Below are 14,644 nucleotides of genomic sequence, written 5' to 3' on the forward strand. Positions count from 1 at the left end.
GTTAATTCCTCAGGCTACGCTGCTTTTAGGGATCGCATAGCGCATAATATTTTGTTCTGATATCTCATCGCCAGTCAGTTCTTTAGTCACCTGGCCCTCGCTCATGACATAGACACGATGGCTCAAATTGATAACCTCGACCAGTTCTGATGAGATAACGAGGATGGAATAACCACGTTTTGCCAGTTGATGGATAATGTTATAAATTTCAACTTTCGCACCCACATCTACGCCACGAGTAGGTTCATCAAGAATAAGAATATTGCAGTCAGTGTTTAACCATTTGGCAATTACCACCTTTTGTTGATTGCCTCCGCTAAGACTGGCGATAGTATCGTCCACAGAACCTAATTTGATATTGAGTTTTTTACGCAGGGACTGACTGACTTCTTGTTCCCGCACACGATGAATAAATCCCCACATCCGGCTGATCATACTGAGGTTGGTCAGCGTCATATTTTCCCGAATTGGGCGAACCAGAATTGCGCCCTGTTCTTTACGGCTTTCAGGAACAAGCCCGATCCCATGACTCATTGCCTGCGCAGGCGATCCGGTCTCGATTATTTTGCCTTCTTTTAATATCGTACCTGTGGACATCTTATCGATGCCAAACAGACAGCGTGCAATTTCTGTTCGTCCTGAACCAATCAGGCCTGCAAGGCCCACCACTTCACCTTTACGTAGTGTCAGATTGACGTTTTTTAACAACGATCGTGTGGAAAGATCCTTAACTTCTAATATTACTCTCTCTCCGGGCCAGCCTTTTTCCGGGTAAAGGCTTTCCAACTTTCTTCCCACCATATTGGTGATAATATCTTCTTCGCTACAGGTGGCGGGATCTAACGTCACTACGGTTTCACCATCTTTTATCACCGTAATTTCATCTGCGATCGCCATTAACTCTTCCAGACGATGGGAGATATAGATAATGGTTACACCGCGTGATTTAAGCTTGCGAAGTTGCTCAAAAAGAATTGCCACCTCTTTGCCTGAAAGCACCGCTGAAGGCTCATCAAGGATTAAAATATTCACATCTTTCGCCAGCGACTTCGCAATCTCCACCATTTGTTGATAAGCAACGCTTAAATCACCTGTTCGCCTGCGTGGATCGATAGAAAAACCCAACTCATTAAGGATATGCGCAGCGCGCTGATTGAGTTTTTTCCAGCGAACAATGCCTTTCCCGCCGCCCAGGTCGTCCAGAAAGATATTTTCTGCAACCGACAGATCGGGTGAGAGCGCCAGCTCCTGGTAAATAATCCCAATTCGGCTCTCTTTACTGTGGGCGGGCGTTGTGAAGTTTTTCTCCTCACCATGAATAAATATCTTCCCACTGTCCTTGATATAGATGCCGGACAATATTTTCATCAGGGTTGACTTACCTGCGCCATTCTCTCCGATGATGGCGTGTATAGTGCCGGTACGCACCTGCAAATTAATGGCTTTAAGAGCATGGACTCCGCCAAAGCTCTTTTTTACCTGTTGAACATCAATTGCATACTGGTTCACGTTTTGCCCTCATACCTGTCCCCCTCTGGAGAGGGGGAATATGACGTCAGAAAATCGCATCGGCTTTGTAATACTTAGCCACGTTATCTTTAGTAATTACAATCGTCGGGATATAGCTATATGGGGGAAACTCTTTTTTGCCTCCCTGATATTGTTCAATGATATTTAACGTGTCGCGGGTAAGCAGGTCAGGATTGTTCGATGCGGTAGCCTGTAGCTCGCCTTTCTCTACGGCTTCCAGACCTTTTTTATAGCCATCGTGAGCATAGACTTTGACCTGATCCAGTTTATTGGCCGCTTTCAGTGCGCGGATGGCACCCAAAGCCATATCATCCATCTCGCTGTACACGCAGTTAATTTTATTTCCCTGGGCAACGATTATATCTTCCATTGCTTTAAGGCCCCCTTGCTGGTCCCAGTTACCCCAACCCTGGCTCAGAACGGTTAGCTGCTTATGACCATATTTTTTCTCCTGCGCTTCCGTCACGCCTTTCAGGAAGTTATCGCTACGTGCCTGGCCGACCAGGTTACCGGCATTCCCGCTGATTAAGACGCAGTTCATTGGCTTATCACCAAACTGGCTTACCGCAAAGGCCCCTAATTGCCTGTTGTTTTCAGCATTATTAGCCTGTACGCGGGTAATGACTTTGGCATTTAAAGAAATATCACTGTCGATGATCACGACCGGTACTTTGGCCCGATCTGCCATTTTAACAATGCGCTGACCCGCTTCAGGATCTTGTGGATTAAGCACCAGATAGTTAATCCCCTGAGAAAGCATATCCTCAACATCTGCTATCTGTTTATTCAGGTCACCACGCGCATCAGTAGTCACCAGATCGTAACCTTTCTCTTTCGCATGGATTTTCATGTATTCAGTTAATCCATTGAAGAAGGCGCCATTAAGGGTGCGGTTGGCAAAACCGATTTTAAGTTGCTCGGCAGCGCTTGCGGATAATGAGGTGGCCGCGCCAGCCAACAGCATGCACACTAAAAGCTTTTTCATTTTTAATCCTCTTTAGTCGTCGGGTCAGGGCAGAATGTCATCTTCTTATTGATGCTTTGGAGCCAGCACTTCTTTTTCAACGGTCTCAATACTTTCACGCATCAGCTCAATGAAATTCGCTTCACCAGCAAGGGTGGCGAAAAGTGCCCGATCGCTGGCAAAAGTTTTGACGGGATCTTCACTCTGATACCAACCGTTAACGCGATTGGTGTCGAGAATGCCATCCTCATAGCGGTAGGGAAGCGAACCTTCGTGCCAACGGCGCATAAACAGGAAAAAGAGCGCAGGAAGTTTCGCGCAAGCACGGGGTACCGCACCCTGTTCATAGCGGGTGATCAACGTGGGAGTAATAAAACCAGGAATTTTGGAAAGGCCATCAGCGGCGACACGCTGGTTAGTGTCTTTAATATAGGGATTACTGAACCGCTCCAGAACCACATCCCGGTAGCTTTCCAGCTCAAGCGGGGAAGGGAGCAGACAGGGAATAACATCTTCAGTGACATAGTCCCAGGCCAGTTGATATAGCGTTTCTACGCTTGTGCTTTCATCAATAAAAGTCAGCCCCTGCAAGGTTCCTGCCCAGGCAATGGCACTGTGGCTGGCATTAAGAATGCGCGTTTTGGCTTCTTCATAATCATTTACGTTGCTTACCAACGCGACGTCTACTTTTTCCAGGGCGGGGCGATCGGTCGCGAAGTTATCTTCTATCACCCATTGAATAAAAGACTCTGCCATAACAGGCGCTGCATCGTTAATGCCCAGCGCTGATTTTACCCTGGCGGCAATATCCGGCGACGGGCGCGGAGTAATACGGTCCACCATGGTATTAGGTGTGGTCACCGCTTTTGCCAGCCATTTCAGTAAAACATCTTGTTGGCGCAGGGTGAGAAACTGTACCAGGCCATCATAAAAATGCTGGCCGTTATGCCGCACATTGTCACAGCACAACAGGGTGACCGGACCAGCTTGCTGCTCCATTCTGCGCTGCAGGATATGCGCTATAGCACCGTAGATGGTACGGGCTGCCCCATTGAGATCCTGCTGAATATCATCGTTACTTTTATCCAGGACTCTGTGCGAATCAAGATAGTATCCGCCCTCGGTTACGGTAAAGGAGATGACTTTGGTTTCGGGCGCAGCACCTTCAGCAACCAGGGCTGTCAATTTGTTGTCCCACGGAACAATTTTTTTGATAACGGTAATTTTTTCATACTCCCGTTCTCCTGCGGGGGAAACGGTTTCGAGTACATATTCCCCTTTTTGCCGGGCCAGGGTGGCCAGCAGCGTTTCCGCATCATCCCGAATGTTGCCCAGGGCAATATTCCACTCACCCTCACTGCCGCTCTGCTGTTGCTGCAGACGATGCAGGTAGCAGGCCTGATGAGCACGATGAAAAGAACCGGCTCCGATATGTAGCCATTGAAAAGTCTGATGCATCGCCATGATTATCCCCCTGAATGGTCTTTTGCCCATCGAAAGGGCTTTTGCAAGTCCATGCAGCCTAAATGAATAATTGCCCCTTAAAAGAGCATTAGCTCACAAATGTGATTAATTTGTGTGTTAAACGTTAAAAAAATTTCTTGATTTGCGGTAGCGTGAGGTCATTCGCCCCTGAACCGGCGAATAAACCGATGAGGCCAGGCTGGAGCAGAAGATGAAGAACAGGGACAAAACCGATTATGCAGCCCGGGCTGCATGGATGTATTACATCACTGGCAATACTCAGCATCAGATAGCCGATTCTCTTGGCATCTCGCGACAGGTTGTACAGCGTCTGATTGCAGCTGCTCTGGCAGATAATTTGATCTCTTTTGATATTATGCATGCCGTGCCGGAATGCCAGAGATTAGCCTCTGAGCTGGCCCTGAAGCACCATTTATACCTTTGTCAGGTAGTGCCTTCGACGGGGCTGGCATCCGCAGCGTGCCAGAGGATGATTACCTCTGCTGCGGCAACCGTCATGGCCAGGCTGCTTTCTGTCAGGCAGGGAATGACGGTTGCGCTGGGTTCAGGCAGGACGCTGCGCATGGCGATTGAAAAAATGCCTGAGCTTGCCGGTTCCCAGCACCATTGTGTTTCCCTGCTTGGGGTGATGACGGCGGATGGAACAACTACGCGGTATGATGTGCCACTGTGCATGGCGGAAAAAACCGCCGGGAAATATTTTATTGTGCCGGCCCCAATGTATGCTGATGACGCACGCGATCGTGCGTTGTGGTGCCATAACAGGATTTATAAATTGGTCACTGAAAAAGCCCGCATGGCCGATGTGACCTTTCTGGGGATCGGCGATATTGCAGAAAACTGCCCACTCCTGCATCAGGGGTTTATTCTGCCGCAGGAGCTGGAAAGGCTGCTGAAAAAAGGCGCTGTGGCGGAGATAGTAGGCCATATTATTGATGCAGAGGGTGTGCAGATAGAAAGTGAGCTACAGCAGCGTTTAACCAGCATCGTCCTACCATCAGGGCCGACCAGGCCAACGCTGGCCTTTGCGGGTGGGCCTGCTAAACATCAGGCGATTGAAGCCGTACTAAGGGGAAGATGGATTAATGGATTAATTACGGATGAAGAGACGGCACGCTATTTACTGAGAGAGGAGTGGTCAACAAGGAAAACGTTGTAGGATAAAAAAACCTCCCGCCCGCGGGCAGAAGGTCTGTAAACCTGGACTGATTTTCATCTGCTCAGAGAGCGATTAGTTCCCGGTTTTTTGCTGTTTCAGCAAGTCGCGAATTTCCGTAAGCAGAGTCTCTTCCGCACTTGGCTTCGGCGCAGGTTTTTCCACTTCTTTCTTCTTGTGCAGTTTGTTCATCAGTTTCACCGCCATAAAGATGGCGAAGGCTACGATGATGAAATCAAATACCGTCTGGATAAAAATACCATACTGCATGATAACGGCCGGTGTATCGCCAACGGCTGGCTTTAATACCCAGGCGAATGATTTGAAATCAACCCCACCAATCAGTAACCCCAGCGGTGGCATAATAATATTCGCCACCAGAGAAGAAACGATTTTACCGAATGCAGCACCAATAATGACACCGACCGCCAGGTCGACAACGTTGCCGCGCATCGCAAAATCGCGAAACTCTTTGAATAAACTCATTGTTATCTCCTTTCCTGTGCCAACTGTTAAGTTTAACAAACGATCGCGCTTTTTCCATTATCATGACTGAAATAATGAATAATCAGTAAGATAAAGCAGCCAGCTCTCTTGCTGGCATACTGAATCAGAGGAAGAAAGGGCTTGGCTGGAAAAGGCGCTCAACGTCCGGAACGAATTTTTTATCGGTCAGGAACATCACCACATGATCGCCTTGCTCAATGCGCAGATTGTCATTGGCTATCATCACGTCATCACCCCGCACAACGGCACCAATAAGCGTTCCGGGCGGCAGCTTGATGTCATCTATTAACCGACCCACTACGCGTGAGGTGGTCTCATCACCATGCGCAATGGCTTCAATAGCTTCAGCCACGCCGCGGCGAAGCGAAGAAACACTCACAATATCCGCTTTACGAACATGTCCCAGCAGAGCAGAAATTGTCGCCTGTTGCGGCGAGATGGCAATATCAATAACGCTACCCTGAACGAGATCGACATAAGCCTTGCGCTGAATAAGCACCATGACTTTTTTAGCCCCCATGCGTTTGGCCAGCATGGCCGACATGATGTTGGCCTCATCATCATTAGTGATGGCGATAAACAGATCGATTTGGTCGATATGTTCTTCTTCCAGTAATTCCTGATCCGAAGCGTCACCATAAAACACGATGGTATTTTGCAGTAATTCAGCCAGTTCAGCGGCACGTTGCTGATCGCGTTCAATCAACTTAACGCTGTAGTGTTTTTCCAGCCGCTGCGCAAGGCCAGACCCGATGTTGCCACCACCGACAATCATAATGCGTTTATAAGGTCTTTCGAGACGTTGATATTCGCTCATTACCGCGCGGATATGCTGGCTGGCCGCAATAAAGAAGACCTCGTCCCCGGCTTCCACGATGGTGGAACCCTGAGGCCGGATAGGGCGATCCTGACGGAAAATGGCCGCCACGCGAGTATCAATATGCGGCATGTGTTCCCGCATTACGGCGAGAGCATTACCCACTAATGGGCCGCCATAATAGGCTTTAACTACCGCCAGGCTGACTTTTCCCTCAGCAAAGGGCACCACTTGCAGCGCGCCCGGATACTCAATCAGACGGTAAATATTATCAATAACCAGCTGTTCCGGAGAGATCAGGTGATCGATGGGTATCGCTTCAGGAACAAACAGTTTCTCTGCATCGCGGATGTAATCTGGCGCACGAATACGGGCGATACGGTTAGGCGTATTAAAAAGGGAATAGGCAACCTGACAGGCCACCATATTGGTTTCGTCCGAATTGGTCACAGCAACCAGCATATCAGCATCTTCGGCACCCGCTTCACGCAGTACCCGGGGGTGCGAACCGTGCCCCTGGACTACACGAAGGTCGAATTTATCCTGAAGCTGACGCAATCGGATCGAATCAGTATCTACCACGGTGATATCGTTGTTTTCACCAACCAGGTTTTCGGCAAGCGTGCCACCGACCTGACCGGCGCCAAGAATGATTATTTTCATTGTGCTTCAGTCTGCTTCGTGGGAAGTCAGGGTGGCCGGAAAATTTCTCCCGGCCCCGGCAATTATCGCTTTAACATTTTTGCGTAGAAGAAACCGTCACCGCCTTCGATAGCCGGGAAAACCTGCAGCCCTGGCCGGTCAGGCTCACCTGTTTCGGCCAGAATGGCATCTTCATGACGCTGAAGGAAGCCCGCAACCTGCAAATGGTTTTCTTCAGGCAAAACGGAGCACGTTGCATAAAGCAGCGTGCCGCCTGATTTCAAGTGAGGCCAGATCGCTTCCAGGATTTTTTGCTGCAGGGCGGCCAGCTCGGCTATGTCACGATCGCGACGCAACCATTTGATATCCGGATGACGGCGAATGACGCCAGTGGCTGAACAGGGCGCATCCAGCAGAATACGGTCAAACTGACGGTCGCCACACCAGCTCTCCGGGAAGCAGCCATCTCCCACTTTCACTTCAGCGGTCATGTTCAGTCGCTGGAGGTTCTCAACGATCCTTGTCAGGCGCTGCGCATCAATATCCACCGCCAGTACTTTTGCCTGGGGAGCAGCTTCCAGGATATGCGTGGTTTTCCCGCCGGGGGCAGCACAGAGATCGAGTATCTCTTCTCCGTTCTGAGGATCTAATAAAGCGACGCATCCCTGGGCTGAAGCATCCTGCACAGTAACCCAGCCTTGATCAAAACCGGGAAGTTGTGAAACCGGGCAGGGGACCTCAAGCCTTAAGGCATCAGCATGAACCGGATCGGGTTCTGCCATTTTCCCGGAATCCTGCAACAGGCTAAGCCATGCATCACGCGTGTGATGCTGACGGTTAACACGGAGCCACATTGGAGGTCTTTGATTATTCGCGGCAACAATGGCTTCCCACTGCTCTGGCCAGGCAAGCCTGAGCCTTTCCAGCAGCCATTTAGGATGCAGGTACTGTTGATCGCCCATATTCATCTGCTGCGTTAACTCTTCCTGCTTACGCTGGAACTGGCGCAGCACGCCGTTTATCAGCCCTTTAAATTGCTGCCGCTTCAGGGAAACTGCCCCTTCCACCGTTTCGGCCAGAGCCGCATGTGCGGGGATACGGGTATAAATCAGCTGATAAAGTCCCACCATAACTAAAAAGTGAACGGTGCGTTGCTTGCCTGTCATCGGGCGTTCCATCAGTTGACTGATGATCCACTCCAGTTGCGGAAGGGTACGTAATACCCCATAGCAAAGCTCCTGCAGCAGCGCTGCATCTTTATCTGCAAGGGTTTTTTGCGCAATGGGCAGCACAGTACTCAGGGAGTGACCCTGCTCGACCACTTTCTCAATAGTCTGGGCAGCAACGCTGCGCAAGTTGGTATTTTTTTTCATAGGGATCGCAAATCAAAATCTGCCCGGCAATATGCCAGGCGAAGCATCAGGCAAGGATATTGCCTGGCGTGAACCATTCCCCACGGGAGTTCAACAGGTCCTGAGCTTTCATCGGTTTTTTACCGGCAGGCTGCAACTCTTCCATATTCAAAACGCCATCCAGGGTCGCAATCTGAATACCCTTTTTATCAGCCTGAACGATTTCGCCTGGCTGTTTATTAACATGGGGGAGGACGGTAGCTTTCCAGACCTTTATAGAGTGATCGTCAACAGTGAAATAGCTCACTGGCCACGGATTAAAAGCCCGGATGCATCGCTCTAACTGAGCAGCGGAAAGCTGCCAGTCAAGGCGGGCTTCTTCTTTGCTTAACTTCTCTGCATAGCTGACCTGCGTTTCATCCTGGACTTCTGGCTTAGCACGGCCTTCAGCCAGCGCAGATAAGGTGGCAAGCATCCCCTCAGGTCCCAGCTCAGCCAGCTTGTTATAAAGCGTTGCGCTGGTATCGTCTGGCTCGATAGCACAGGCGAGTTTATAAAGCATATCACCGGTATCAAGCCCGACATCCATTTGCATAATGGTCACGCCAGTTTCGCCATCACCAGCCCATAAAGCACGCTGAATGGGGGCGGCACCGCGCCACCTGGGCAACAGAGAACCATGCACGTTAATACATCCCAGCCGGGGCATCGCTAACACAGGGGCTGGAAGGATAAGACCATAAGCCACCACCACCATAATATCGGCGTTCAGAGCGGCAATCAGCTGCTGGTTTTCTTCAGGGCGTAAAGATTTGGGCTGAAATACCGGCAGGTTGTGCTGTTCGGCCAGCAGTTTTACCGGGCTGGCCGTAACTTTATTCCCCCGACCCGCAGGACGGTCCGGCTGAGTAAAGACGCCAACCACGTTATGACCAGAAGACAAAAGCGCGTCAAGATGACGCGCTGCAAAGTCAGGAGTACCGGCAAAGATTATATTCAAGGCTTCGGACACGCTCTTCCCTTATTCAGGCTCGTGTTAATCACGGGCGTTCTGACGATAAAGCTTTTCCAGTTTCTGGCGAATGCGCTGACGCTTCATTGGCGACAGGTAATCAATAAACAGTTTACCGACCAGATGATCCATTTCATGTTGAATACAGATAGCGAGCAGACCATCGGCCTCCAGCTCGAAACTGTTACCGTCCCGATCGAGGGCGCGAATTTTCACTTTTTCGGCACGGGATACCAGGGCACGCTGTTCAGGGATAGAAAGGCAGCCTTCTTCAATGCCCGCCTCACCACTTTTTTCCAGCATTTCCGGATTAATCAACACCAGACGCTCTTCGCGATTTTCAAATACATCAATCACGATGATGCGCTGGTGAATATCCACCTGCGTGGCCGCCAGCCCGATGCCTTCTTCGGCATACATCGTTTCGAACATATCATCAACGATGCGCTGAATGGTTGCATCTACTTCTTTAACGGGTTTCGCAACGATGCGCAGGCGCTCGTCAGGAAAATGTAATACCTGCAAAACTGACATAACTTTCCAGATCTGTGTTCAAGGGATTAGAGATTTATCCCTCTTATTGTAGACATTTCGGGCGATGATTGACAGCATTCCCGCTATGTTAGCCGGGGAGATTCAACAGGGATTGTGAAATGAGACCAACGGAGATTTGGTTACGCCTTTCTGGCGTTTCGGGAATAAGATTGACACAGCGTATCCAGATGGCAGCCTCGCTAATTCGCCTGGGTATGGCAGGCAAGCATGAATTGGCTGAAGCAGGATTCAGTGAGGAACAAAGCGCGGCGTTTCTTAACTACCATCCCGTTACGCTTGAGAAAACGCTGCGTTGGCTGGATCACCCCGACCATCATCTTCTGACCTGCGACAGCGCTGACTATCCGAAACGACTAAGGGAGATCTCTTCCTTTCCCCCCATGCTGTTTATTGCCGGCAACCCTGAAATTTTAAAAACGCCACAAATTGCCATTGTAGGCAGCCGTAAATGCTCACTTTATGGCAGAAATTGGGGAACCTACTTTTCGCAGGTTTTAGCCTTAAGCGGCCTTACCATCTCCAGTGGTCTGGCATCAGGTATTGATGGCATTGCCCATCGTGCGGCACTGGAAGCTGGTGGAAAAACGCTGGCAGTGTTAGGCAGCGGCTTATGTCACATTTATCCGCAACAGCATAAAGGGCTGGCGAAAGAGATTGTCGGGGCGGGGGGAGCACTCATTTCTGAATATCCTCTCTCCATGGCGCCGCAGCCGCAAAATTTCCCGCGCCGCAACAGAATTATTAGCGGCCTGAGTCTGGGCGTATTGGTGATAGAAGCGGCAATGAACAGCGGTTCGCTGGTGACAGCAAGGCTGGCTCTGGAACAAAATCGCGATGTTTATGCCCTGCCCGGTGCCGTAGGGAATCCGGGTAGTGCAGGGCCACACTGGCTTATTCAGCAGGGCGCATTATTGACCGAGCATCCTGATTCTATCCTTGAGCAATTAAGAAGCGACCTCAAATGGTTACCTGTAGCTCAAAATTCAATAATATATTCGCCTGAAGAGGGCAATACGCCATTGCCATTTGCTGAGGTGTTGGCTAACGTAGGAGATGAGGTTACACCTGTTGACGTCGTCGCTGAACGTGCCGGCCAACCTGTGCCAGCCATCGTAGCTAAGCTGCTTGAGTTGGAGTTAGCAGGGTGGATCGCAGCTGTACCCGGCGGCTATGTCCGATTGAGGAGGGCAAGCCATGTTCGACGTACTAATGTACTTATTTGAAACGTATATCCACAACGAAGCTGAAATGCGCGTTGACCAGGATAAATTGACTGATGATCTAACCGATGCCGGTTTTCATCGTGAAGATATTTATAATGCGTTGAACTGGTTGGAAAAGCTTGCAGATTATCAGGACGGACTTGTCGCACCGATTCTGCTTGCTACCGATCCGCTGTCTATGCGTATCTACACCGAGGAAGAGAGTCAGCGTTTGGATGCCAACTGTCGGGGCTTTATTCTGTTCCTGGAGCAAATTCAGGTGCTGAATCTGGAAACCCGCGAAATGGTTATCGAACGTATTATGGCCCTGGATACTCTCGAGTTTGATCTGGAAGATCTCAAATGGGTGGTGCTGATGGTGCTGTTTAATATCCCCGGATGTGAAAACGCCTATCAACAGATGGAAGAACTTCTTTTCGACGTCAATGAAGGAATTGTGCACTGAAGATCTTCTTCGTGTAAGAAATGTTATGAATAAAACAGCGCTTTTCGCTGTGCGAAAACATGAACCTTGCCCCCAGTGTGGGGCAGAATTGGTTATTCGCTCCGGCAAACACGGCGCTTTTCTCGGTTGTTCGCACTACCCCGAGTGTGAGTACATTCGCCCATTGAAAAATCAGGCTGATGGTCACATTGTCAAAGTTCTTGAGGGGCAGTTATGCCCGGAATGTCAGTCAGAACTGGTTTTACGCCAGGGGCGTTTTGGCATGTTTATCGGCTGTAGCCGTTATCCGGAGTGTGAACACACAGAGGTAATTGATAAGCCCGATCTGACGACGTTCTCCTGTCCTCAGTGTCAGCAGGGAAAACTGGTACAGCGTCGCTCACGCTATGGCAAAACCTTCCACGCTTGCGATCGTTATCCGGACTGTCAGTTTGCGGTGAACTTTACCCCAGTGGAAGGTGAATGTGAGTTTTGTCATTTCCCTCTTTTAATAGAGAAAAAAACGGCACGCGGGTTAAGGCGTTATTGCGCCAGTAAAGCCTGTGGAAAGCCAGTGACATCAGGAATCAGAAGTGAAGAATGAGTTTTTCTCCGGCACACTGGACGCCTGTCTGGTACAGCTCCAACAGGGAGCCGTTATTGCCTATCCTACCGAAGCCGTTTTTGGCCTCGGCTGCGATCCTGATAGTGAGTCTGCCGTGATGACGCTGTTGGCATTAAAGAAGCGACCCGCTGCAAAAGGGCTGATTTTGATCGCTGCTGATTATGCGCAACTGCTCCCCTATATAGATGATGACGCACTTTCTGATGAGCAGAGAGAAAGAATGCTGGCGGTCTGGCCTGGGCCGGTGACCTGGGTGGTGCCTGCGCGGACGAAGACTCCTCGCTGGCTGACCGGCCGGTTTGATTCACTTGCTGTGCGTGTCAGCAATCATTCTGACGTGCAAAGTCTGTGCAGGGAATTTGGAAAACCGCTGGTTTCAACCAGTGCTAACCTCACGGGACTGGAGCCTTGCCGTACGGCTAAGGAAGTTCATCAACAGTTTGGCCCGCAGTTTCCTGTCCTCATGGGAATGACCGGTGGACGCCAGAACCCGTCAGAAATTCGCGATGTTGTCACTGGCGAACTGATTCGTCAGGGATAAAGGAAATAAGATGCACACTTTCGCCGTGTTTGGTAATCCGATAGCCCACAGCAAATCTCCCAGAATTCATCAACTTTTTGCAGAGCAGACCGGGATCCCTCATCCATACGGACGCATTTGTGCGCCAGTAAAAGGATTTGCCGCTTCTTTAACTGAGTTCCTTGCTCAGCAGGGACAGGGTGCCAATGTTACTTTACCTTTTAAAGAAGAAGCTTACGCACTGGTTGATGAACTCACTGAAAGAGCCTCAATGGCCGGCGCGGTGAACACGGTTAAGAAACTTGAGGACGGGCGGCTGCTGGGCGACAACACCGACGGTATCGGTCTGCTGACAGATTTAGAACGTCTGAATCTTATTAAGCCGGGCGACAAAATCTTGCTGATAGGAGCTGGCGGGGCAGCTCGGGGAGTCATCCTGCCTTTACTCTCTTTCGGCTGCTCTCTGACCATCACCAATCGCACGCTCAGCAAAGCTGAGCTGCTGGCCGACGTTTTTCAGCATGCGGGTGGCGTTAAAGCTAAGCCAATGGATCGGCTTGCCGGTGAGCAGTTCGATCTGATCGTTAATGCGACTTCCAGCGGTATAGGTGGAGACGTTCCGGCGATCCCCGCTTCATTGATCTCGCCTTCTGTTCGCTGCTACGACATGTTTTACCAGGCGACAGCCACGCCTTTCCTGAGCTGGTGTGAGCAGCAGGGCGCGAAGAAAATGGCTGATGGATTGGGAATGCTGGTGGGACAGGCCGCGCACTCATTCTTTCTTTGGCACGGTAAACTGCCCGATATCACCCCCGTTATTGCCGTCATGAAGGCGGAACTTCAGGGGTAATCAGACTATTCAATTCCCTTAAAGAGAGGGAATTGAAAACGCTCAGGACTGGATCTGACTCTCCTGAGCCAGATAATCATCTTTCCAGCGAACATAGTTAGCAGAAGAATAAAGAAGTCCCGCTATCTCATCCTCACTCAGCGGACGCGCCTGCCTGACCGGGCTACCAAGATAGAGATAGCCGCTGACCAGGCGTTTTCCCGGCGGCACTAAACTGCCAGCGCCTATCATCACATCATCTTCTACTACCACGCCATCAAGCAAAATTGATCCCATTCCTACTAAAACACGATGACCGATCGTGCAGCCATGCAGCATAGCTTTATGGCCCACGGTGACATCTTCCCCAATGATTAGCGGATAGCCTTCAGGGTTATAAGAAGACTTATGGGTAACATGCAACACGCTTCCATCCTGAATATTGCTGCGTTTGCCAATCACCACTCTGTTTACGTCACCCCGGATAGCGACCAGCGGCCAGATACTGACGTCATCCTGCAATTCAACATCGCCCACCACTACGCTTGAAGGATCCACCATAACGCGCAGTCCTGTCTGTGGACTGTACTCTTTATAAGGTCGTAGTTTCCCTGACATAGCTACCTCTCGTCTGAATAGGATCCCTGAAGGGTAGTGCGGCGAGGCTTTCGGGATCAATAACTCTTGCCGACTACGCAGCATTTTTGTGCGGATCGTCTGAGATCTCAGCGGAAAGAGTGAAAATCCAGCAACCAAACAGAAAGATCGAAAAAACCCTTGTGCTCTGAAACGGGATCCCTATAATGCGCCTCCATCGACACGGAACAACGGCTTACCGGCCGCCGGGTTGAGAGGTTCAGCACGCTGAACCGCCGGAGAAAAACTTCTGAAAAGAGGTTGACTCTGAGGGAGGAAAGCGTAATATACGCCACCTCGCAGTAACGCCTCAGGGCGCTTGCCGCAACGCTCTTTAACAATTTATCAGACAATCTGTGTGGGCACT

The 14,644-nt window shown here is 50.2% G+C and carries 16 protein-coding genes; 6 read left to right on the plus strand and 10 right to left on the minus strand.

Annotated elements, in window-relative coordinates; genetic code table 11:
• Positions 1-9: 9 nt before the first annotated feature.
• The 3 genes from SD961_RS21195 to dalD are packed head-to-tail and all read right to left on the minus strand — an operon-like array spanning position 10 to position 3,952.
• Positions 10-1,509 (minus strand): sugar ABC transporter ATP-binding protein, encoded by a 1,500-nt coding sequence (locus SD961_RS21195; protein WP_318792281.1) that lies wholly within the window; start codon positions 1,507-1,509, stop codon positions 10-12.
• A 46-nt stretch (positions 1,510-1,555) separates the two neighbouring features.
• On the minus strand, positions 1,556-2,515 hold the full coding sequence (locus SD961_RS21200; protein ID WP_318792282.1) for a substrate-binding domain-containing protein: 960 nt from the start codon (positions 2,513-2,515) through the stop codon (positions 1,556-1,558).
• A gap of 45 nt (positions 2,516-2,560) precedes the next feature.
• Positions 2,561-3,952 (minus strand): D-arabinitol 4-dehydrogenase, encoded by a 1,392-nt coding sequence (gene dalD / locus SD961_RS21205; protein WP_318792296.1) that lies wholly within the window; start codon positions 3,950-3,952, stop codon positions 2,561-2,563.
• A 217-nt stretch (positions 3,953-4,169) separates the two neighbouring features.
• Here dalD and SD961_RS21210 point away from each other — a divergent pair, with 217 nt between their 5' ends.
• Positions 4,170-5,138, plus strand: a complete 969-nt coding sequence (locus SD961_RS21210; protein WP_318792283.1) for a sugar-binding transcriptional regulator — start codon at positions 4,170-4,172, stop codon at positions 5,136-5,138.
• A gap of 72 nt (positions 5,139-5,210) precedes the next feature.
• Here the strand turns inward: SD961_RS21210 and mscL are convergent, their stop codons facing one another.
• The 5 genes from mscL to def form a co-directional block, all read right to left on the minus strand.
• Complete coding sequence (mscL, locus tag SD961_RS21215) at positions 5,211-5,621, minus strand: large-conductance mechanosensitive channel protein MscL (protein WP_318792284.1); 411 nt, start codon at positions 5,619-5,621, stop codon at positions 5,211-5,213.
• A gap of 124 nt (positions 5,622-5,745) precedes the next feature.
• Positions 5,746-7,122, minus strand: coding sequence for a Trk system potassium transporter TrkA (gene trkA, locus SD961_RS21220; RefSeq protein ID WP_318792285.1), 1,377 nt, complete (start codon positions 7,120-7,122; stop codon positions 5,746-5,748).
• A gap of 62 nt (positions 7,123-7,184) precedes the next feature.
• Positions 7,185-8,474, minus strand: a complete 1,290-nt coding sequence (gene rsmB / locus SD961_RS21225) for a 16S rRNA (cytosine(967)-C(5))-methyltransferase RsmB (RefSeq protein ID WP_318792286.1) — start codon at positions 8,472-8,474, stop codon at positions 7,185-7,187.
• Between the two features lie 46 nt (positions 8,475-8,520).
• On the minus strand, positions 8,521-9,465 hold the full coding sequence (gene fmt / locus SD961_RS21230; RefSeq protein ID WP_318792287.1) for a methionyl-tRNA formyltransferase: 945 nt from the start codon (positions 9,463-9,465) through the stop codon (positions 8,521-8,523).
• A 24-nt stretch (positions 9,466-9,489) separates the two neighbouring features.
• Positions 9,490-9,999 carry a peptide deformylase gene (gene def / locus SD961_RS21235; RefSeq protein ID WP_318792288.1) on the minus strand — a complete coding sequence of 170 codons (510 nt, stop codon included), beginning with the start codon at positions 9,997-9,999 and terminating at the stop codon, positions 9,490-9,492.
• Positions 10,000-10,118: 119 nt separating this feature from the next.
• Here def and dprA point away from each other — a divergent pair, with 119 nt between their 5' ends.
• From dprA to aroE, 5 genes are read left to right on the plus strand one after another with little or no spacing between them, the layout of a single operon-like run.
• Complete coding sequence (dprA, locus tag SD961_RS21240; RefSeq protein WP_318792289.1) at positions 10,119-11,243, plus strand: DNA-protecting protein DprA; 1,125 nt, start codon at positions 10,119-10,121, stop codon at positions 11,241-11,243.
• Positions 11,215-11,688 carry a DUF494 family protein Smg gene (gene smg, locus SD961_RS21245; protein WP_158782194.1) on the plus strand — a complete coding sequence of 158 codons (474 nt, stop codon included), beginning with the start codon at positions 11,215-11,217 and terminating at the stop codon, positions 11,686-11,688. Before dprA ends, smg begins: the two co-directional genes overlap by 29 nt.
• Before the next feature lie 25 nt (positions 11,689-11,713).
• Complete coding sequence (locus SD961_RS21250) at positions 11,714-12,271, plus strand: type I DNA topoisomerase (protein ID WP_318792290.1); 558 nt, start codon at positions 11,714-11,716, stop codon at positions 12,269-12,271.
• The gene (gene tsaC, locus SD961_RS21255) at positions 12,261-12,833 is read left to right on the plus strand and encodes an L-threonylcarbamoyladenylate synthase type 1 TsaC (protein ID WP_318792291.1); all 573 of its coding nucleotides are present in this window, start codon (positions 12,261-12,263) and stop codon (positions 12,831-12,833) included. The genes SD961_RS21250 and tsaC overlap by 11 nt, the downstream gene beginning before the upstream one ends.
• A gap of 10 nt (positions 12,834-12,843) precedes the next feature.
• Positions 12,844-13,662, plus strand: coding sequence for a shikimate dehydrogenase (gene aroE / locus SD961_RS21260; protein ID WP_318792292.1), 819 nt, complete (start codon positions 12,844-12,846; stop codon positions 13,660-13,662).
• Between the two features lie 42 nt (positions 13,663-13,704).
• Here aroE and SD961_RS21265 read toward each other — a convergent pair whose 3' ends face one another.
• Together SD961_RS21265 and SD961_RS21270 are read right to left on the minus strand one after the other, a co-directional pair.
• Positions 13,705-14,259, minus strand: coding sequence for a gamma carbonic anhydrase family protein (locus tag SD961_RS21265; protein WP_318792293.1), 555 nt, complete (start codon positions 14,257-14,259; stop codon positions 13,705-13,707).
• Between the two features lie 107 nt (positions 14,260-14,366).
• On the minus strand, positions 14,367-14,644 hold a 278-nt coding region (locus SD961_RS21270; RefSeq protein WP_318792294.1), incomplete at its 5' end, for a hypothetical protein.

Source organism: Erwinia sp. MMLR14_017 (genome assembly GCF_033657285.1).
Taxonomy (GTDB): Bacteria; Pseudomonadota; Gammaproteobacteria; order Enterobacterales; family Enterobacteriaceae; genus Erwinia.

Bases quoted from the DNA above. Each gene is read 5' to 3' on its own strand.
- SD961_RS21200 (WP_318792282.1), bottom strand. From the start codon at position 2,515: ATGAAAAAGCTTTTAGTGTGCATGCTGTTGGCTGGCGCGGCCACCTCA.
- dalD (WP_318792296.1), bottom strand. From the start codon at position 3,952: ATGCATCAGACTTTTCAATGGCTACATATCGGAGCCGGTTCTTTTCAT.
- SD961_RS21210 (WP_318792283.1), top strand. From the start codon at position 4,170: ATGAAGAACAGGGACAAAACCGATTATGCAGCCCGGGCTGCATGGATG.
- mscL (WP_318792284.1), bottom strand. From the start codon at position 5,621: ATGAGTTTATTCAAAGAGTTTCGCGATTTTGCGATGCGCGGCAACGTT.
- trkA (WP_318792285.1), bottom strand. From the start codon at position 7,122: ATGAAAATAATCATTCTTGGCGCCGGTCAGGTCGGTGGCACGCTTGCC.
- rsmB (WP_318792286.1), bottom strand. From the start codon at position 8,474: ATGAAAAAAAATACCAACTTGCGCAGCGTTGCTGCCCAGACTATTGAG.
- def (WP_318792288.1), bottom strand. From the start codon at position 9,999: ATGTCAGTTTTGCAGGTATTACATTTTCCTGACGAGCGCCTGCGCATC.
- dprA (WP_318792289.1), top strand. From the start codon at position 10,119: ATGAGACCAACGGAGATTTGGTTACGCCTTTCTGGCGTTTCGGGAATA.
- smg (WP_158782194.1), top strand. From the start codon at position 11,215: ATGTTCGACGTACTAATGTACTTATTTGAAACGTATATCCACAACGAA.
- SD961_RS21250 (WP_318792290.1), top strand. From the start codon at position 11,714: ATGAATAAAACAGCGCTTTTCGCTGTGCGAAAACATGAACCTTGCCCC.
- aroE (WP_318792292.1), top strand. From the start codon at position 12,844: ATGCACACTTTCGCCGTGTTTGGTAATCCGATAGCCCACAGCAAATCT.
- SD961_RS21265 (WP_318792293.1), bottom strand. From the start codon at position 14,259: ATGTCAGGGAAACTACGACCTTATAAAGAGTACAGTCCACAGACAGGA.